Annotated in this window: 14 protein-coding genes and 1 pseudogene; 8 read left to right on the top strand and 7 right to left on the bottom strand. The window is 62.1% G+C overall.

Annotated elements, in window-relative coordinates; genetic code table 11:
• Entirely contained in the window at window positions 1-1029 is a 1029-nt protein-coding gene (gene gliR, locus HKK53_RS16555) for an AraC family transcriptional regulator GliR (RefSeq protein WP_169371709.1), read from the bottom strand.
• A gap of 210 nt (window positions 1030-1239) precedes the next feature.
• Here gliR and HKK53_RS16550 point away from each other — a divergent pair, with 210 nt between their 5' ends.
• The 6 genes from HKK53_RS16550 (at window position 1240) to HKK53_RS16525 (ending at window position 11089) form a co-directional block, all read left to right on the top strand.
• A complete protein-coding gene (locus HKK53_RS16550; protein ID WP_169371708.1) occupies window positions 1240-2835 on the top strand; it encodes an FAD-binding oxidoreductase in 1596 nt (531 codons plus the stop codon).
• Window positions 2836-2840: 5 nt separating this feature from the next.
• A complete protein-coding gene (locus tag HKK53_RS16545) occupies window positions 2841-4424 on the top strand; it encodes a glycerol-3-phosphate dehydrogenase/oxidase (RefSeq protein ID WP_169371707.1) in 1584 nt (527 codons plus the stop codon).
• A gap of 186 nt (window positions 4425-4610) precedes the next feature.
• Window positions 4611-6179, top strand: coding sequence for an FGGY-family carbohydrate kinase (locus HKK53_RS16540; protein ID WP_169371706.1), 1569 nt, complete (start codon window positions 4611-4613; stop codon window positions 6177-6179).
• A 196-nt stretch (window positions 6180-6375) separates the two neighbouring features.
• Window positions 6376-7665 (top strand): phospholipase, encoded by a 1290-nt coding sequence (locus HKK53_RS16535; RefSeq protein WP_169371705.1) that lies wholly within the window; start codon window positions 6376-6378, stop codon window positions 7663-7665.
• Between the two features lie 60 nt (window positions 7666-7725).
• Entirely contained in the window at window positions 7726-9681 is a 1956-nt protein-coding gene (locus HKK53_RS16530) for a DUF1302 domain-containing protein (RefSeq protein ID WP_169371704.1), read from the top strand.
• Window positions 9682-9718: 37 nt separating this feature from the next.
• Window positions 9719-11089, top strand: a complete 1371-nt coding sequence (locus HKK53_RS16525) for a DUF1329 domain-containing protein (protein WP_169371703.1) — start codon at window positions 9719-9721, stop codon at window positions 11087-11089.
• A 64-nt stretch (window positions 11090-11153) separates the two neighbouring features.
• Here HKK53_RS16525 and HKK53_RS16520 read toward each other — a convergent pair whose 3' ends face one another.
• From HKK53_RS16520 to HKK53_RS33005, 3 genes and pseudogenes are all read right to left on the bottom strand, one after another.
• Window positions 11154-11618, bottom strand: a complete 465-nt coding sequence (locus tag HKK53_RS16520; RefSeq protein ID WP_237150787.1) for a hypothetical protein — start codon at window positions 11616-11618, stop codon at window positions 11154-11156.
• 262 nt (window positions 11619-11880) lie between these two features.
• Complete coding sequence (locus tag HKK53_RS33010) at window positions 11881-12585, bottom strand: methyl-accepting chemotaxis protein (protein WP_429528800.1); 705 nt, start codon at window positions 12583-12585, stop codon at window positions 11881-11883.
• Window positions 12586-12786: 201 nt separating this feature from the next.
• Window positions 12787-13665, bottom strand: a pseudogene (locus HKK53_RS33005) (methyl-accepting chemotaxis protein); the annotation flags it as partial.
• Window positions 13666-14061: 396 nt separating this feature from the next.
• On the opposite strand from HKK53_RS33005, the gene HKK53_RS16510 reads away from it, so the two are divergent.
• Window positions 14062-14733, top strand: a complete 672-nt coding sequence (locus HKK53_RS16510; RefSeq protein WP_169371700.1) for a histidine phosphatase family protein — start codon at window positions 14062-14064, stop codon at window positions 14731-14733.
• Between the two features lie 22 nt (window positions 14734-14755).
• Window positions 14756-15589, top strand: a complete 834-nt coding sequence (locus HKK53_RS16505) for a phosphatase PAP2 family protein (protein WP_169371699.1) — start codon at window positions 14756-14758, stop codon at window positions 15587-15589.
• A gap of 216 nt (window positions 15590-15805) precedes the next feature.
• On the opposite strand, the gene HKK53_RS16500 is transcribed toward HKK53_RS16505, so the two are convergent.
• The 3 genes from HKK53_RS16500 to HKK53_RS16490 all read right to left on the bottom strand — a co-directional run bounded on the left by HKK53_RS16500 (window position 15806) and on the right by HKK53_RS16490 (window position 18994).
• A complete protein-coding gene (locus HKK53_RS16500; RefSeq protein ID WP_169371698.1) occupies window positions 15806-17245 on the bottom strand; it encodes an ArnT family glycosyltransferase in 1440 nt (479 codons plus the stop codon).
• Between the two features lie 81 nt (window positions 17246-17326).
• Window positions 17327-17914, bottom strand: a complete 588-nt coding sequence (gene rimJ, locus HKK53_RS16495) for a ribosomal protein S5-alanine N-acetyltransferase (protein WP_169371697.1) — start codon at window positions 17912-17914, stop codon at window positions 17327-17329.
• 57 nt (window positions 17915-17971) lie between these two features.
• Window positions 17972-18994, bottom strand: a complete 1023-nt coding sequence (locus tag HKK53_RS16490) for a sensor histidine kinase (protein WP_169371696.1) — start codon at window positions 18992-18994, stop codon at window positions 17972-17974.
• Window positions 18995-18998: the final 4 nt, after the last annotated feature.

Genomic DNA, 18998 nt, shown 5'->3' with positions numbered 1-18998 from the left:
TCAGCCTTCGTCCGGCGCGCGGTGGGTCTGGCGAAACTCGCCGGGCGGCATCCCGCGCCGGCTCTTGAACGTACGGTGAAACGAGCGCGGTTCGGTGAAGCCCAAGTACTGGGCAATGTCCTGAATCGGCAAGGTGCTGTTGAGCAAATAATGCTCGGCCAGCTCCTGGCGCAGGTCATCGAGGATCTGCTGGTAAGACGTGCCAGCCTGATGCAACTGGCGTTGCAGGGTTCGCACAGACACGGCGCACTGCTCGGCCACCTGCTCTTTGCGCGGCAACCCTTCCTTGAGCAACTGGCGCAGGATGCTTTTGACCCGCTGCTCCAGTGACGCGTCCTCCAGCGTGGCCATTAATCCCAGGGCATGTTCTTCCAGGGTGCGCAGCAATTGCGGATCGGCCTGGCGCAACGGCAGCTGCAAATACGGCAACGGCACAATCAGGGCCGAATAAGGCTGGTCGAACAGCACCGGGCAGTCGAAGAACTGTTCATATTGCGCCTGCGTCGTGTCGGCCGGTCGCGAATGTTCGAACCAGACGGCAGCCGGCGACAGCTGGGTATCGGCAATCCAGCGCGCGTATTGCAGCCAGGAACCGAGCACGTTTTCCACCAGGTGCCGGCGGATTCGCGGCCGTTGATGACGGCAGGTCCAGATCAGGTGTACATGGCTGTCCTGCACCTCGGCGCGGCTGACCCCCATGTCCCCCACCAGTTTTTCGAACGGCATGATGCGGCTCATGGCATCGCCCAGGGTCGCGCAGTTCATGGTGATGTAACCCAGCACGCTCCAGGAGTTGGGCAACACAAAACGCGCGGCGTTGAGGCCGAATAACGGATCGCCCGAATGTTCGCAGAAATAATCGAGCAATCGTTCATGGGTTTCGCCCGGCAATCGCAGGCTGTTGTCGCTCAACTGCTGCGCCTGCAACCCGGCCGCCGCCAACGCCGGCTCGATGGCCACGCCCAGTTGTTCGGCATGGCGCACGTATTTGAGCAGCGGAGGGACCGAGGTGAAGCCCAGGGATTGCATGATCGTAGTCCTTTGATCAAAGCCCGCGTGCGCGGATCAATGCGCTGAAAGGTAAGTTGAAACCACAGCTAAAGTAAATGGCTGAGGTTTACGCGACGTTTGACTCAATTGGCTACTCGAACTGGCCGGATGCGACCGTGACACTTTTCGGCAGCTGACTAGTATGGGCTCCTGAAATATCACTGATCAGAACCGCAAAAGGACACACGCATGCGACGCTGGAACGGCTGGGGAGATGCAACCACGGTGGTCGAGCTGCCGGCTCAGGGCGCGGGATTTCTCGCGCAACGGCTCGGTGCCGGTCGCGCGCTGCCCGATGCAACGCTCGAGACGGCATTGGCCCGCGTGCCGGCCTCACGGTTGGCGGAACACCCCTCGTACAGCGTGACGGCGCAGGATCGTCTGTTGCATGCGCGGGGTCAGAGCCTGCCCGACTGGCTGGCGTTGCGTGAAGGGGCGCCGGGGATTTATCCCGACGCCGTGGCCTTCCCCGAAAGCGCGGAACAGATTCGTCAGTTGCTGGCGCTGGCCCAAGCGCAGGACCTGTGCCTGATTCCCTATGGTGGCGGCACCTCGGTGGCCGGGCACATCAATCCACCGAGTTCCACGCGGCCGGTGGTGACGGTGTCCCTGGCGCGCATGAATCGCCTGCTGGACCTCGACGAACAGAGCCTGCTGGCAACCTTCGGGCCGGGCGCGACGGGGCCGCAGGTGGAAAGTCAGCTGCGCGCCCGTGGTTTCACCCTCGGCCATTTCCCGCAGTCGTGGGAACTGTCGACTTTGGGCGGTTGGGTGGCCAGCCGCTCCAGCGGCCAGCAATCGCTGCGTTATGGACGAATCGAGCAATTGTTCGCCGGTGGCACCCTGGAAACCTTTGCCGGACCTTTGGAAATTCCCACGTTCCCGGCCTCGGCCGCCGGTCCCGATCTGCGTGAAGTAGTGCTGGGTTGTGAAGGCCGATTCGGGATCATTTCCGAGGTCAAGGTGCGGGTCAGCGCACTGCCGGCCGATGAGCGTTTCTATGGGGTGTTTCTGCCCGATTGGCCGCAGGCGCTGCGCGCTATCCGCCAGTTGGCCCAGGCCCGCGTGCCGCTGTCGATGCTGCGCTTGTCCAACGCCGTGGAAACTGAAACCCAGTTGGCGCTGGCCGGTCATCCACAGCAGATTGCCTGGCTGGAAAAGTACCTGGCCCTGCGTGGCGCCGGGGTAGGCAAATGCCTGCTGACGTTCGGCGTGACCGGCAATCGCCGGCAAAATGCGCTGTCCCTGAGCCAGGCCCGGCAGCACCTGAAAGCCTTCGGCGGCGTGTTCACCGGCACCTTGCTCGGCAAGAAGTGGGCGCAGAACCGCTTCCGTTTTCCCTACCTGCGCGAGAACCTGTGGAACGCCGGTTACGTGGTCGACACCCTGGAAACCGCCACCGACTGGAGCAACGTCGACAACCTGCTGAGCCTGGTTGAAAACAGCCTGCGCGACGCCTTGGCCGCGGAAGGCGAGAAGGTGCATGTGTTCACGCACCTGTCCCATGTCTATGGCGAAGGGTCGAGCATCTACACCACGTACGTGTTCCGTCCAGCAGCGGACTACGCCGCCACCCTCACTCGCTGGCAGGCGCTCAAACAGGCGGCCAGCCAGACCATCGTCGACAACCACGGCACCATCAGTCACCAACATGGCGTCGGCAAGGACCATGCGCCGTACCTGCTGCGGGAAAAGGGCGCGCTGGCGATGGACACCTTGCACGCGCTGAGCCGGCATTTCGATCCGGCCGGGCGCTTGAACCCCGGCACGCTGTTGCAGGAGTGACGGCCATGAGCCTCGACTGGAACGCGGCGTGGCGCCAGCAGATATTACCGACGCTGGCGGCTGAAACCTGGGACCTGATCGTCATCGGCGGCGGCATCAGCGGCGCCGGCATTCTGCGCGAAGCGGCACGGCGGGGCTGGCGTTGCCTGCTGCTGGAGCAGCGCGATTTTGCCTGGGGCACGTCCAGCCGTTCCTCGAAAATGGTCCATGGCGGCTTGCGTTACATCGCCAAGGGCCAGTGGCGCCTGACCCGCGATTCGGTCCGCGAACGCCAGCGCCTGCTCGACGAAGCGCCGGGCCTGGTGGAGCCGATGAGTTTCCTGATGCCGCATTACCGTGGCGGCTTTCCCGGCCCACGCGTGCTGGACGGTTTGTTGAGCGTCTATGACGCACTGGCCGGGCGACGCAGTCATCGCTTCCATGACCCGCAAGAGCTGGGGTATCTCGCGCCGGGGCTGAAGCAAAATGACCTGCTGGGCGGCACCTGTTTTGTCGATGCCCTGACCGATGACGCGCGCCTGGTGATGCGGGTTTTGGGCGAGGCGCGGGCCGACGGCGCCGTGGTGCTCAACGGCATGCGTGTGCAGCAATTGCTGCGGGAAGAGGGGCGGGTATGCGGGGTTGATGTCGAGGACGGCGAGGGCGGTGCGTCGCTGCGCTTGCGTTGTGCGGTGTTGGCCGTGGCCACTGGCGCCTGGGCCGAACGCTTGCGCCCGTCCGCTGCCCCGCGTCAGTTGCGCCCGTTGCGCGGCAGTCATTTGTTGCTGCCGGGCTGGCGACTGCCCGTGGCGCAGGCCTTCACCTTCCTGCACGAGCGCGACCGTCGGCCGGTGTTTGTTTTCCCTTGGGAAGGCGCCACGGTGGTCGGCACCACGGACCTCGATCACCAGGACGATCTGGACCAGAGCGCGAGCATCAGTGCCGAGGAACTGGACTATCTGCTGGCCGCTTGCGCCCAGCAGTTCCCCGATGCCGGCGTGGTCGCCGCCGATGTGTTGTCGACCTGGTCGGGCGTACGTCCGGTGGTCGGAAGCGCTGCGGGTGAGCACCAGGGCAAACCGTCCAGTGAAACCCGCGAGCATGTGCTGTGGCTGGAACCCGGCTGCGTGACCCTGGCCGGCGGCAAGCTGACGACCTTTCGCCCGCAGGCCATCGAAGTGCTCAAGGCCTGCGCGAGCATGCTCGGGCGCGCCTTCAATGATGACGGCGCGCCGGTGTTTGCCGCCGTGCCGCCACTGGCGATTGCCGGGCTCACTGGCAGCCAATGGCGGCGCCTGGCCGGACGCCATGGCCGTGACCTGCCGAGGCTGGCGCAACTGATCGCCGAATTGGGCCATGACCGCGTTGGCGCCACGGACACCTTGTGGGCGGAACTGGCCTTTGCCTGCGACACGGAAATGGTCCTGCACCTGGATGACCTGCTGCTGCGGCGCACCCGTCTGGGGTTGTTGCTGCCGCATGGCGGCGAGAATTATTTTGCGGCCATACGCCGACTGTGCCAGCCGCGCCTGGGCTGGGACGATGCGCATTGGCAGCAGGAACAACAGCGTTACCAAGCGTTGTGGCAGCGCCATCATGGTTTGCCATAGATCTCGCTTGTCGCCGTTGTAGCAGCCGTAGCAGCTGTCGAGTGAAACGAGGCTGCGTCTGTCCCCGCCCGGACGATTACGAGGACTTCGTCCTCAAACGCTGCCTCGCTCCGCTCGACAGCTGCTACAGGTTTCTAGTGTGTTTTTCAGATTGAAGATAAGCGCCGTCCCATTGAAGAGAGCTCCATGGATAACCACCCGAACAAGCGTTACCTGCTGGCGATCGACAATGGCACCCAGAGCGTGCGTGCGCTGCTCTTCGACTTGCAGGGCAATCTGCTGGGCAAAGGCAAGGTCGAGTTGCAGGCCTATTACTCGACACAACCTGGCTGGGCCGAGCAGGATCCTGAATATTACTGGGCGAAACTGGGGGAGGCCTGTCAGCAGTTATGGCAGCAAACCGGCATTGACCGTGCACAGATTGCCGGCGTGTCCCTGACCACCCAGCGCGGCACCGTGATCAACGTCGATGCCCAGGGCAAGCCGCTGCGCCCGGCGATCCTGTGGCTCGATCAACGCCAGGCCGAAGTCGAAGGCCGGATCAAGGGACCGTGGGGCTGGCTGTTCAAACTGGTCGGCGCGAAAGCTACCGTGGATTATTTTCGCGCGCAGGCCGAGGCCAACTGGATTGCGCGTCACCAGCCTGAAGTGTGGGCGGCGACCGACAAGTTCTTGCTGCTCTCGGGGTTCCTGACCCATCGCCTGTGCGGGCGTTTTGTCGACTCGGTGGGTTGTTGCGTCGGCTACTTGCCGTTCGACTTCAAACGGCTGCGTTGGGCCGCTCGCTCCGACTGGAAATGGCAGGCGCTGGCCGTGCGTCCCGAGCAATTGCCTACGCTGCACAAACCCGGTGAAACCCTGGGCCACATCAGCGCCGAAGCCAGCCGCCACACCGGCATTCCCGAGGGCTTGCCGCTGATCGCCGCCGGTGCTGACAAAGCCTGCGAAGTTGTGGGTTCCGGCGTGGTCGACGCCGACACGGTGTGCCTGTCCTACGGCACCACGGCGACGATCACCAGCACCCGCTCGCGTTACCTGGAAATCGTCCCGTTGATTCCGCCGTACCCGTCTGCGGTGCCGGATCAATACAACTGCGAGGTGATGATTTATCGCGGCTACTGGATGGTCAGCTGGTTCAAGAACGAGTTCGGCCTGCGGGAAATGCAGCAGGCCAAAGCGCAGGGCATTGAGCCCGAGCAGCTGTTTGATGCGCTGGTCAATGCGGTGCCGCCGGGCTCCATGGGACTGATGCTGCAACCCTACTGGTCGCCTGGTATCCGCGAGCCGGGCGTGGAGGCCAAAGGCGCGATGATCGGCTTTGGCGACGTGCATACCCGCGCGCATATTTATCGGGCGATCCTCGAAGGTTTGGCGTATGCCTTGCGCCAGGGTTTGCAGAGTATCGAGCTGCGTTCGAAGGTCTCGATCAAGCGCTTGCGCGTCGCCGGTGGTGGCTCCCAGAGCGATGCGGCGATGCAGCTTACGGCGGACATTTTCGGCCTGCCGGCCGAGCGTCCGCATGTCTACGAAGCGTCCGGTCTGGGCGCGGCCATTTGCTGCGCGGTGGGGCTTGGGTTGTACGCGGATTTTCCTGCGGCGATCGCCGCCATGACCCGGGTCGGCGCGGTGTTCATGCCGCAGCCCGAGGCGCAGCAGGTCTATGAGCGACTGTACAAGGAGGTCTACCTGCGCATGTATCGCCAGCTCAAGCCGTTGTACCAAAGCATTCGCAAAATCACCGGTTACCCGGCCTGACGTTTGCTTCGCGTACAACGCCAATCTTTTGTGTACGACGCCGCTCCGGGCTCGTGAAAACCGTGGGTGAACACACGAGGACGCGCTCTTGGCGTGGCGCTATCGGAGAACTTTTCTGGTGAGATTGGACAGTGTCAGCGGCGGGGTCGGTTGTTAGGCTCAACCCCCACTGCACCTCCAATAAGAACTAGAAGCAATGAAGCTGACATTCCTCCTGCTGCTGTTGTGTGGAACGATCCCGACAGCCTGGGGCTGGTCCAACCATACGGTGGGCAGTTACCTGGCCTTGCAGGATCTGCCGGTTTTGCGCGATGCCTCCCAGGTCGACGTCGAACCGCTGGAGCAGTTTCTCGCCCAGCAATACGACGCCGTGCGCGCATTGCTGGATGAGCAGGAAACGTACGCCCGTCAGCACTTCGCCCAATACCCGTCACGCCCCGACAACCTGCAACTGTCCGACCTGCCGGGGGACAACCTGCGCCACGATTTCCTCACCGCGTTGCGCATCAATCCCCTGATTCATCTGGCCATGGTCATCCAGCCGATGCCGGGCAAGGATTTGCCCGAGCGTGAACACCTCAAGGCCGAGCAGGTGATGGTCGAACAGACCCTCTCGCCATGGAATCGCCAGCGCTTTATCCACGTGGTCGATGGCGAAAAAGTCGCGCCCCTGGCCGTGCTCGCCAGCGCCGCCGATGAACCCGATTACGGCCACGACATCAACCTGTTCAGCGACAACCCGGGCGAGGTCGGCGCGTTGTACGGCTTCGGTCCGCAGCCGTTCGGCGATGCGCGGTTTCAGTACAGCTCCCAGGCGCCGTTCCACATGGGCTTCTTCCATGAAAGCGCGGTGGTGTATGCCGCGGCCGGATTTCTCCAGCGCAGTTGGCCGGACTGGCGCGCCTACCAGTACATGGGCTTGGCGCGACTAGCCTTCGCCAGTGGCCATCCCTACTGGGGTTATCGTTTTCTCGGCTGGGGTCTGCACCACATTCAGGACCTGACCCAGCCTTATCACGCCAAACCGCTGCCCGGCGTCGAGCTGGCCAACCTGCTGCTGCTCGAAGGCAAGGCACTGGCCGGGTATGAGGCCGACAAGCACGCAGCCATCGAGCGAGTCGCCACCCGGCACATGGAAGTGGAGAAATATCAGTCGACCTGGCTGCGTCGCCTGCTACGCGCCGGTCAGCTACATCCGATGCTCCAGGCTTACGCCGACTTTGCACAAGACGCCAGTTACCCGCCGTACTCGGTGGCTTACCTGCGCGACGTCGTGAGTGCCGAATCCGCCGACGCATCCGCCGCCTTTGATGAAGCGATCGGGCAATGGCTGGAGACGGCGCCGATCACCCGCGATTTCAGCGCCGGCAACCAAGTGCAGCGTGAACGTTACGACCATCCGGCCTTGAACCAACAGCTGTTCAAGCTGCTGGGGCATTTCGGCGCGCACAGCCGGATTTATGTCAGTGCGGGCCTGGCGCCGTAGCCATCGCAACAACGTTGGCCGGATACAAAAACAAAAAAAACAGACAAGGAGGAACAGACCATGAGGATTCGATTGCGCCTGTCTGGCGCGGCGCTACCCGGAGTCGGCCTGGCGGGGCTGCTGCAATTGTGCGCGGTCGACGGGGTGCAGGCCGTGGAGTTCAGCGTGCTGGACAAACAGGTCACCGGCTCGTTCGACAGTACCTTGTCCTATGGCCGCTTGTGGCGGGTTCAGGGCCGGGACAAGAGCAACGATGACGTCAACACCAACGACGGCAATCGCAACTTCGATACCGGGCTGGTTTCCGAGGTGTACAAAATCACCTCGGAGCTTGAAGCCAACTATCAGAACTACGGGTTGTTCATGCGCGGCACCGCGTTCTATGACACCCAGTTAATGGACAAGCGCAACGATTACTACCGCAACAACAGCCCGTCGCAACCGAGCCAGAGTTACCCACAGGACGACCGTTTTACCGGCCAGACCCGCGACATCGCCGGCAGCCGGATCGAGATGCTCGACGCCTACGTCCATGGCAGTTGGGACGTTGCCCAGATGCCGGTCACTGCTCGTCTCGGGCGTCAGGTGTTCAACTGGGGCGAGGGGATTTTCTACCGTGGCGGGATCAACACCACCAACCCGGTGGACGCCGCCAAGTACCGATTGCCCGGCGCTGAGGTCAAGGAAGTGCTGGTACCGGTGGAAGCGCTCAGCTTCAACGTCGGCCTGACCGATACCCTGACCATGGAAAGTTTCTACCAGATGAACTGGAAGGAAACCCGCATCGATCCGGTCGGCACCTTCTACTCGCAGACCGACCTGTTCGCCGACGGCGGCAACACCGCCTACAACGACTTCACCGGCACCGCGCTGGACACCCCGGTGCCCGGCTTCGGCAACGTGATCGATCTGTACAGCGCGCTGGGCAACAACCCGCTGCTCAAACAGGCCCTCGGCAGCACCGGGCTGTACGCCAACGGCGTGACCCCGGCCTTCGGCAACACGCTCAAGGTGGCCTCGGTCGGCAAGGATTACAACGCGCGCAACGACGGCCAGTTCGGCTTCGCCTTTCGATACATTGCCGAAGCACTCAACAGCACCGAATTCGGGCTGTACATGGTCAATTACCACGCCAAGGAGCCGACCGTCTCCGCCGATCTCGGGGGTTACAAGGGCATCGACATGAACGCCCTGACCAACCTGTTGACCGGTGTCGCTGGCAGTCAGGCGGGGCAACTGGCCAACGGTCTGGCGACCGCGGATGTGCTGGGCAACATTCAGGCGCACCGGCGCTACGCCGAAGACATCCGCATGTACGGCTTCAGCTTCAACACCACCCTGGGCCAGGCGTCGGTGTTCGGTGAAGTGGCCTATCGGCCGAACCTGCCCATCGGCGTCGCCGCCACCAACGACCTGATCGGCGACCTGGCCAACGGCGCTGCCGCTGCGGCGGCCGGCAAGACCATCAACATCGGCGGGCAGAGCGTCACCCTCGACAGCCAGATCAACAACGGCGAACGGGTGGAAGCGTTCAACACGTCCCTGGGCAGCATCTACAACTTTGGCCCGAGCCTGTCATTCGACTCGATGTTCGGCGTGTTCGAACTGGCGTCCGAGCACCTGCGCGGCAGCAGCCTGCAATACACCGCGTATGACGGCAGCACCCGTTATTACGCCGGCACCGGTAACTATTCCTATGTGTCCGGCGGCGAACGCAGCGACCAGGTCGACCGCAATTCCTACAGCTACACCGCGATGTTCAATGGCACCTGGAACGACGTGTATGCCGGGGTCAACGTTTCGCCCTACGTCGTCTACAAGGACGACTTCAAGGGCAACAGCTACCAGGCCGGCAACACCATCGAGGGCCGCAAGGCCTACACCCTGGGGGTCAAGGCCAACTACCAGAACAAGCTGGAGGCCGAGCTGCAATACACCAATTTCTACGGCGGCGGGCAGGACAACGGTCTTCGCGATCGGGACAACGTCGGCTTCAACCTCAAGTACTTCTTGTGAGTGCCCCTAACCGCGGGTTTTATTTCGGAGAACGTCCATGTTCACACCTCGACTGACCAAGACCACGCTGGCGCTGGTCCTGAGCCTGGCGGCCGGCAGCGCGCTGGCCGCCATCACGCCCCAGCAAGCCCAGCAACTGAAAACCACGCTGACGCCGCTGGGCGCTGAACGTGCAGGTAACGCGGCCGGCACCATTCCGGCGTGGGACGGCGGTATCACCCAGGCTCCGGCGGGCTACAAGCCAGGTCAACATCACCCCGACCCTTACGTGGCGGACAAGCCGCAGTTCACCATCACCAAGGCCAACCTCGAACAGTACAAGGCCCACCTCAGCCCGGGTCAGATGGCGCTGTTCAACAGCTACCCCGATACGTTCCAGATGCCGGTGTACACCAGCCGTCGCTCGGGCTCGGCGCCGCAATGGCTGTATGACAACACCTTCAAAAATGCGACCTCGGCGAAGTTGCTCGACGGCGGCACCGGATTTGCCGATGCCTATGGCGGCGTGCCGTTCCCGGTGCCCAAGGATGGGATCGAGGCGCTGTGGAACCACATCACCCGTTATCGCGGCACCTATGTGGTCCGTCGTGCGTCCGAAGCGCCGGTACAGCGCAACGGCAGCTTCGCGCTGGTGACTTCGCAGCAGGAAGGGCTCTTCAACTATTACCGGCCGGGCGGGCAGTTTGCCGACCTGAAAAACATCCTGTTCTACTACCTGGCGTTCGTGAAAAGCCCGGCCCGGCTGGCCGGCGGCGCAGCGTTGATCCACGAGACCCTCGACCAGCTCAAGGACCCGCGCCAGGCCTGGGTCTACGACGCCGGCCAACGCCGGGTGCGTCGCGCGCCGAACCTGGCGTATGACACGCCAATCGCCTCGTCCGACGGCCTGCGCACGGCGGACGATACCGACCTGTTCAACGGCTCGCCGGACCGCTACGACTGGAAGCTCAAGGGCAAGCAGGAAATCTACATTCCCTACAACAGCTACAAGGTCGGCAGCCCTGATGTGAAGTACGCGCAGTTACTCACACCGGGCCACCTCAACCCGCAATACACCCGTTATGAGCTGCATCGGGTCTGGGTGGTCGAAGGCACACTCAAGCCCGGCTCGCGGCATATCTATTCCAAGCGCGTGCTGTTTCTGGACGAGGACAGCTGGGGCGCCGCGCTGGTCGATCAATATGACGGGCGAGGGGAGCTGTGGCGGGTGTCGATGGCCTACCTGAAAAACTTCTACGACCTGCCCACCACCTGGAGCGCGCTGGACGTCTTCCACGATTTGCAGGCGCGCCGCTACTACGTGCAAAACCTGGACAACGAAGAACCCGCCACCGTGGACTTCACCCAGCCGGTGCCGGAAGACGCGTATTTCATGCCGTCGGCATTGCGTCAGCGCGGGACGCGGTGAGTGGGGCACAATCGCCAGCGGCGCCGTTTTAGCTCAGTAGGGGGATTGGCTCGCGTTGGCGGCGTTACTCCGGCATCGAACGAAGAATGTCCGCCAAATCGCCCCGGGTGATTTGATTGGCTTTTACGGCGGCGGCGATATCTTCCTTGGACAGGGGGAAGCGTTTGAACAGGTCCTTCAACGTATCGGCGTCGATATTCGAGAGCCAAAGCGGATCAATCAAAGCGCCACCGTATTCCGGCTTCATCGGCACTTCTTCGTGGGCGATAACGCCTTTGTGATTCAAATAAACCCAATAACGATCGAATCCTTCGGGGTAGCTTTTATCGTAATAGAGCGTTGTTCCAATGGGCAGCACGTAGTCATGTTCATCGCCGTTGCGCCCTTCGATCAGAAGCGGTTCTGTGGTTTTGATCATGTGCCGGCCATAGGCGCTTGAGACGTTACTCAGTACGACGGCTGCCAGGACGGCGGCGTTTACCAGTACCAACAGGGCCAGGCCCAGGTAGATTCGCTTCTTGGTAGACATTCTGTTTGTCATGTAGCGCCTCGGGATTTTCTTCGAGCTTAGCGCGGGCGGGGTGCTGGGAGGGGAATCAGTTGGGTTTGATGTTGGCGGGTCGGGCCTCTTCGCGGGCAAGCCTTGCTCCTACAGGGGTCCACCATTTGATCGTTCCCACGCTCTGCGTGGGAATGCAGCCCGTGACGCTCCGCGTCACATTCAACAGCGGACGCGGAGCGTCCATTGAGGCATTCCCACGCAGAGCGTGGGAACGATCTGGTCTGAGGTGTCAGACCCGGAAGTGGCTGACCATCTGCTGCAACTGACCACCCAGGCGTGCCAGTTCAACACTGGACGCGGCGGTTTCGTCGCTGGCGGCGGCGGTCTGTTCGGAGACGTCGCGCACGTTGATGATGCTGCGGCTGATCTCTTCGGCCACGGCGCTTTGCTGTTCGGCAGCGGCGGCGATCTGCTGGTTCATCGACTGGATGTTGGACACCGTGCGGGTGATGTTTTCCAGGGACACGCCAGCCTTGCGAGTCAGGGCGACGCTGCTGTCGGTCAGGGCACGGCTGTTGTTCATCACCGCGGACACTTGTTGCGTGCCGTTCTGCAAGCCAGCCACCAGGCCTTCGATTTCCTCGGTGGATTTCTGCGTACGCTGGGCCAGGCCACGGACTTCGTCGGCAACCACGGCAAAACCACGACCGGCTTCACCGGCACGGGCGGCTTCAATCGCGGCGTTGAGTGCCAGCAGGTTGGTCTGTTCGGCCACAGCCTTGATCACGTCCATGACGCTGCCGATCTTGTCGCTTTCCTGTTGCAGCACGCTCATGGCTTCAGTGGAACGCGCCACTTCGGTGGCCAGGCGTTCGATTTGGGCGATGGCTTCGTTGACCACCTTGTCGCCGGCGCGGGCTTCGCCGTCAGCGGCGGCAGCTGCCAGGGATGCTTCTTCGGCGTTGCGCGCGACTTCCTGCACGGTGGCGGTCATCTCGTGCATCGCGGTAGCCACCTGATCGGTTTCGATCTTCTGGCTATTGACCCCGGCGCTGGTTTGTTCGGTCACGGCGGACAACTCTTCGGCGGCGCTGGCAATCTGGGTGACGCCATCGCGGATGCCGCTGATCAAGTCGCGCAGGGTCACGCCCATGCGGCCGATGCCTTGTTGCAACACACCGAGTTCATCGCGGCGGGTGACTTTGACGTCCTGGGACAGATCGCCGCTGGCAATGCGGTCGACCACGGTCATGGTTTCGCGCAGCGGGCCGGTGATCTGACGGGTGATGACCACGGCGGCAATCACGCCCACCAGCAATGCCAGCAAGGTGCTGATCAATTGCAGGGTGCGGGCCTGGGCACTTTCGATGTCACGACGGTCGATCTGGAATTGGTAGAGCTTGTCGCTCAGGTCGACGATGGCGGCGCCCTGCTCGGTCATGTCCTTGCGCACACGCACGGCGTCGGCGGTGGCGGTTTTAAACGCCAGCAAGGCGCTGCGGTAATTGGTCAGTGCGGTGTCCAGCTGACGCAGGGCGTCTTGCTGGGTGTCGGCGAAATGCACGTTCAGTGGCTTCAGGCTGGCGATGGCCGCGTCCAGTTGGCCGACGGCTTTTTGCTCGGTCTCGGCGTTGGTCGTGGCGGTGTAGCCGCGCACTTCGTAGCGGGCCAGCATGAACGCTTCCTTGGCTGCCGTAACGGCCTGGAACTGCTCGAAACGCTGATCGCTCAGGGGCATTTCCTGAACACGCTTGCTGATCGTATTGATCAGCGTGTTGGCGGCTTCGGCATTCGCGCCCATGGCATCGCGGGCGCTGTTACCGGTGCGGTAAGCGCTGCGCATTTCCTTGAGCGAGGCCTGATAAGCAGCGATGACGCCCGCCTGCTCCTTGAGCATTTTCAGGTTGGCGACATTTTTGAAACTGCCCAGCAGCGCGGTTTGTTGCGCCTCAAAACTGTCGAGGGTGGTCTGTACGTTCTGCGCGGCGGTTTCGTCGCCGTTGGTCAGCATGTATTGCAGGCGCACTACCCGCAGTTTGGTCAGGCCGGCATTGAGCTGGGTGATGTCGCTCATCCAGTTGCTGCGGTCGATCAAGCCGCCCAGGCTCGTCCAGCCGGTGATGGCCAGGACGCAGGTCAGTGCCAGGACCAGGCCGAATCCCAGCCCCAGTTTCATATTCACGCTGATGTTGCCGAACCAGCTATTCATCACAATTCCTCCAGGAACGTTGCATTTCTCTATCGTCAGTTGGCTGGAAGATTGTTGTTTTTAGGTGCCAGCAAGGTGTGTTGCAGACCTGTATCGGCAGCAATCCCGAGAGCTGAAAGGATTTTGTCGGACAGAACCTGTAACAAGGTATTGGGTGGGTTTCAGCTTTTTTTCACATGGGTTTCACTCGCCGGGGACGCTTGCCTCTCTACCCTCGCGGCATCGAATGACAGGTGCGGCATGCCGGCGAGGCGGCTTGATGTGGAATTGAGACTGAGTCTATTCGGGATTAAACGCTCGATTGATCTGAGCCGTTTGGCCCGTTATCGCAACACATTGGTGGTGCTCGCCTCGGCGCTGTTGGTCATTCCGCTGACCTTCTGGCTGCTGTCGCCCGCCGCCGTGCCGGACCTGGCCCATGGCAACGTGGCCGGTGCCAAGGCGCTGATGTCCGGCTGGGCCAAGGGCGACATGATCGTGCTGGTGCGCCACGTCGAGCGCTGCGATCACTCCCGGGCGGCGTGCCTGAGCGGCAACGATGGCATCACCGATCGCTCCCGCGGCGTTGCGGTGGCCGTCGGTTCGCATTTCGAACGCCTGGGCCTGGCCAAGGCTGACATCTACAACAGCCCGATGGTGCGCACGGCGCAGACCGCCGGCTACATGTTCAATTCGGTCAGCGCCGGTGAAGACTGGTTGATCAGTTGCAAGGGCAGCATGCTGCGCGACGCCCTGGCGCACAAAGTGCCGGGCCGCAACCTGATCCTGGTGACCCACAGCGAGTGCATGACGGCACTGGAAAAAAGCATGAACGTGTCGACGTCCACCCTGGGTTACGGCGCCTCGCTGTTCGTGTCTACCGAAACACCGCAAGCGCCCACCATTCTCGGTTACATCGAAGCCTCTGACTGGCGTTCGGTGACGACTCGATAATTTCCCTGACTCAGGATTTACGATGCAGACGGCTTCCCCTTCCCGTTTTTACTGGGTGAACTTCGGTATTCCACTGGCCTGCGCGGCGGTAGTGTTCCTGATGTTCGACATGACCAAAATCGACATCGCCTTCAGCAATCTGTTGTTTGACCCGGTCGCCCAGATATTCCCGCTGGACAAGGTGCACTTCTTTGAAAAGCTCACCCACAAATGGGCGCGGATCATTCCGAACTGGACCGCTGAAATCGCGCTGATCGGGGCGATGCTGTCGTTTGTCTGGCCGCTGGTCCATCCACAGAAGCATCCACGACTCGGCGGTTTTCTGCAGCGTAGTAAAGCCGCCCCGGTGCTGCGCTTTGCCAACGAACATCGTCGGGACTTTCTGTTCGTGGTGTTCGCGTTTGCCATTTGCACCGGCGTGATCCATTTCCTCAAGGCCCACACCAGCGTGTATTGCCCGATTGAAACGACCCTCTACGGCGGCAAACTTGCCCACGTGGAGTGGTACAACAACTTCCAGCTGTTCAAGGAGGCGGGCGATGGTCGGTGCTGGCCGGGTGGGCATGCCTCGGGTGGCTTCACCATGCTCGCGTTGTACTTCGTGGCGCGCCGCTACCGCTGGCGCTTTTCGAAAGCCGTGCTGTGGGGCTCGTTGCTGCTTGGCTTCATCTACGGCACCGCGCGGGTCCTGCAGGGCTGGCACTACATGTCCCACACCTTCTGGGCCGGGATCTTTGTGTGGCTGGCGTGTTTGCTGACGGCGCTGGCGTTTTATGGCCGGGCGCGATTGGAGGTGCCGGTGTTGCAAAGGCATGAGCGGGCTGTTCGGGTTACGCAGCCGCAAACCGTCAGCTGACGACTGCCCTGAACGACAAAACCCGCCAGCCTCTGATTGAGGGTGGCGGATTTTTTGTTGTCTGGCTTAGGGGCTGGTGGTGGCTGGGAGATTGCTTTCGCGGGCAAGCCTCGCTCCTACAGGGGGCGAGGTCGATCATAAAAATTGTGTGCGACACAAACCCTGTAGGAGCAAGGCTTGCCCGCGAAGAACGATAACGCGGTCTATCTGACAGACTCACTCCCCGACAAAATAATACGGCTGCCGCCCAACCATCATGATCGTCAGCACCTTCAACGGCGCCACAGGCTCTCCCTCACCAGCCATGACCGCCACATTGCCCGGCGCGGCCTGCAAAAACTCATGCAACTGCGCCTCGGTGTCCAACCCCTTGAGCACGCGCTGGGTATAAAACACGCTGGCGCCGCCCACCCGCTCATCCGCCTGGAACAGCGCCACCTGCTGCCCGTTGGCCTGCAAGGTCTGGATTTGCTCAACCAAAGGCACAAACGACAGCTTGCGATCAGCGTGGGGCAGCAGCCATTGGGCGGTGATCAGGTAGCAGCCAATTACCACGGCCAACATCCCTGCGATCAAACCCTGGCGGTGATGGGCGATGCGGCCGATCAGGCCGGAGTTGCCTTCACGGGTTTTCAACTGTTCGTACAGCACCCGAGCATATTCAGCGGCGATAACGGCGGCGGCTGGCGCCAGGCACATCAGGTACACCGTGCGCTTGCTCGACGCCAGGGTCAGCATCAGGAACTGCGCCAGAATCCACACGCTAAAAAACAGCAAATACCGGTTGGCCATCAGGCTTTTGCGAAAGTGCCACAACCCCAGGTACACCAGAATGTTCCACGGCAGAAACGCCTGGGGCAGTTTGAGCAGGTAGTAATAGAACGGCTCGTAATGCCCGGCCTCGACGAAGGAACCGCTGAAGCGCCCGACACTGTTGGTCAGCAGCACTTCCGTGACAGCGTGAACGCCGCCGCGCTGATACAGCACGACGAGCCAGATCAGCAGCGGAATCAAACCCAGCAGCGTCAACAGGCCAGGACGCAGCCAATCGGCGATCTTCAGACGTTTGTCCATCAGGCTCTCCGCCAGCAGAAACGCGAAGATCACCACCCCCGGCATCGCCAGGCCCAGCACGCCTTTGCTCAGGGTGGCGATGCTGATCCCGGCGATAAACAGCAACCCGTTGCCGACGGTCGATTGCCGTTGCCCCTGGAAAAACGCCAACAGCGCCATGGTCACGCCGAAGGTGAGCAAGCCGTCTTCGCCGACGCCTCGGGTGTTGCTCCAGTAACTGGCCATGGTCGCCAACATGAACCCGGCAGTCCAGGCCACGGCTTTGGGCCGGCCGAACCGGCGCAGCATCGCGTAGAGCACCATCACACTGAACAACCCGGCAAACGCCGACGCCAGCCGCACTGCCCACGGCGTGCCGCCAAAGGCGCGGATCGCCCCGGCATCGAGCCACAGGCTCAGGGGTGGTTTCTCCAGGAAGGGTTCGCCGAACAGGCGCGGGGTCACCCAGTCGTTGTCGACGTGCATCTGCATGGCGATCCCGGCGACCCGGGCTTCGGTAGAGCCTTGCAGTTGATGATTGCCCAGAGCGAAGAAAAACAGCAGGACGGCCAGCAGAAACAGGGAAGAGGCGGCACGCGACATAGGCTTCTGTTACCGGACAAGGGAACGGGAAGCCCGAGCATACGGGGTGAATACTTAACGAATTGTGAACGGATATGACTATTACGCCAGCGGTCGGGACCAGCGCTGTTCCAGGGCTTCAAAGCGCTCGTTGATCAGCGCGGTCAGCACATGATCCTGCCAGCGCCCGGCGATGCTCAGGTAGGCCTTGGCGTAGCCCTCACGCTCAAATCCCAGGCGTTCGAGCAAGCGCGCACTGCGTTCATTGCCCGGGATGTAATTGGCCATGATCCGATGCAGTTGCTGTTCTTCGAACATGTAGCGGATGCCCGCTTCCAGCGCCTCTTGCATCAAGCCCTGGCCCTGATGGGCTTCGTCGATGTGGTAACCGAGATAACAGGCCTGGAATGCCCCGCGGGTGATGCCGCTGAAATTGCAGGCGCCGATCATCTGGCCGTTGTCCGGATCCAGCAGCGCGAAATGCACCGCCAGGCCGGCGGCAAAAGCGCTGGCTTGCACTTCAAGGCGCGGGCGGATGCGTTCAGGGCTGTGGTAATCGGCGGGACGGATCGGTGACCAGCGGGCGAGGTGCCTTTGATTGCGCCGGTAGAAGTCGCTTTCCAGTGTCGCCTGTTCAGGGTCGAGCACCGCCAGCGTCAGGCGTTTGCAGGGCAGGGACAACAGCGGCATAGGGCGCTCCGGTTCGCGGGGATCATCACGCAAGCATTACGTGGCGAGCGGAAAAACTCAAACCACCAGCGGCAATGTCACGATAAAAGTACTGCCCAAGCCATCGCCGTCGCTCATGCCAACCACCTTGCCGCCATGGGCTTCGACCAGTTCGCGAACCACCGTCAGGCCAATGCCCAGACCGGCGCCGTTGAAGCCGATGGCATGCACATCTTGCACAAACGGTTCGAAGATAAACGGCAAGGCCTGGGCGGAAATGCCGATGCCGTCATCGTAGATACTCATCTCCAGCACATCGGCTGTGGCCGTGACCGACAGCGTGACATGACCTCCGGCAGGGGTGTACTTGGCCGCGTTACCCAGAAGATTGCCGAGGATTTGCGTCAGGCGCACCGGGTCGCCGTCCACCGACAGCGCGCACGCGGGCAGTTCGGCGTTGAAGTGCAGGTGACGGGTGTTCATCACCGGGCTGCACACTTCGATGGCGCCCTGGATGATTTCCACCATGTCGACGATTTGGCGATCAAGGCGCAGCTTGCCGGTGCTGGCGCGGGATACGTCGAGCAAGTCGTCCACCAGCCGCGACATGTGCTGCACCTGGCTTTCGATCAGCGCCTGCATGCGTGGCAGCTCGGCGGCGGGCACCCGCACCAGGCGACCAGCGATCATGCTGATGGGCGTCAGCGGGTTGCGCAGTTCATGGGCGACCAAGGTGAGGATGTTGCGTTGCTGCGCCAGCGTGTGTTCCGCCGAGGCTTGCAGGTTTTGCGCGCTGAGGGCGGCGATCACCAATTGTGCATTGGCCTCGCGCATCTCCAGGAACAGCCGTTGCTCTTCTTTCGAGCGCTGGGGTTTTTCCGCATCGGTTTGCGCCAATAGCACCGCCAGCACCAATTGCTGATTGGCTTCGACCAGGTGCTCGATTTGCTGGGCATCCACCAGTCGATTGTTGGTGTCGTTCAGTTCTTTTTGCAGCGCCGTCAGCACCGCACGTGCTTCGACGGTTTTCTGGCCGAGCAGGAACAACTCACGCGCGGCGGTCGCCATCGCTTGTGCGTTCGTGCCAGTGGCCTCAGTCATGGTC

Source organism: Pseudomonas sp. ADAK7 (assembly GCF_012935675.1).
Classification (GTDB): Bacteria; Pseudomonadota; Gammaproteobacteria; order Pseudomonadales; family Pseudomonadaceae; genus Aquipseudomonas.
Note: the sequence above shows the minus strand (reverse complement) of the source record. Positions and strands in the feature narration are given on the sequence as shown.

Excerpts from the sequence above, each read along its gene's own strand:
- gliR (WP_169371709.1), bottom strand. The coding sequence starts at position 1,029 with ATGCAATCCCTGGGCTTCACCTCGGTCCCTCCGCTGCTCAAATACGTG.
- HKK53_RS16550 (WP_169371708.1), top strand. The coding sequence starts at position 1,240 with ATGCGACGCTGGAACGGCTGGGGAGATGCAACCACGGTGGTCGAGCTG.
- HKK53_RS16545 (WP_169371707.1), top strand. The coding sequence starts at position 2,841 with ATGAGCCTCGACTGGAACGCGGCGTGGCGCCAGCAGATATTACCGACG.
- HKK53_RS16540 (WP_169371706.1), top strand. The coding sequence starts at position 4,611 with ATGGATAACCACCCGAACAAGCGTTACCTGCTGGCGATCGACAATGGC.
- HKK53_RS16535 (WP_169371705.1), top strand. The coding sequence starts at position 6,376 with ATGAAGCTGACATTCCTCCTGCTGCTGTTGTGTGGAACGATCCCGACA.
- HKK53_RS16530 (WP_169371704.1), top strand. The coding sequence starts at position 7,726 with ATGAGGATTCGATTGCGCCTGTCTGGCGCGGCGCTACCCGGAGTCGGC.
- HKK53_RS16525 (WP_169371703.1), top strand. The coding sequence starts at position 9,719 with ATGTTCACACCTCGACTGACCAAGACCACGCTGGCGCTGGTCCTGAGC.
- HKK53_RS16520 (WP_237150787.1), bottom strand. The coding sequence starts at position 11,618 with ATGTCTACCAAGAAGCGAATCTACCTGGGCCTGGCCCTGTTGGTACTG.
- HKK53_RS33010 (WP_429528800.1), bottom strand. The coding sequence starts at position 12,585 with ATGACCGCCACCGTGCAGGAAGTCGCGCGCAACGCCGAAGAAGCATCC.
- HKK53_RS16505 (WP_169371699.1), top strand. The coding sequence starts at position 14,756 with ATGCAGACGGCTTCCCCTTCCCGTTTTTACTGGGTGAACTTCGGTATT.
- HKK53_RS16500 (WP_169371698.1), bottom strand. The coding sequence starts at position 17,245 with ATGTCGCGTGCCGCCTCTTCCCTGTTTCTGCTGGCCGTCCTGCTGTTT.
- rimJ (WP_169371697.1), bottom strand. The coding sequence starts at position 17,914 with ATGCCGCTGTTGTCCCTGCCCTGCAAACGCCTGACGCTGGCGGTGCTC.
- HKK53_RS16490 (WP_169371696.1), bottom strand. The coding sequence starts at position 18,994 with ATGACTGAGGCCACTGGCACGAACGCACAAGCGATGGCGACCGCCGCG.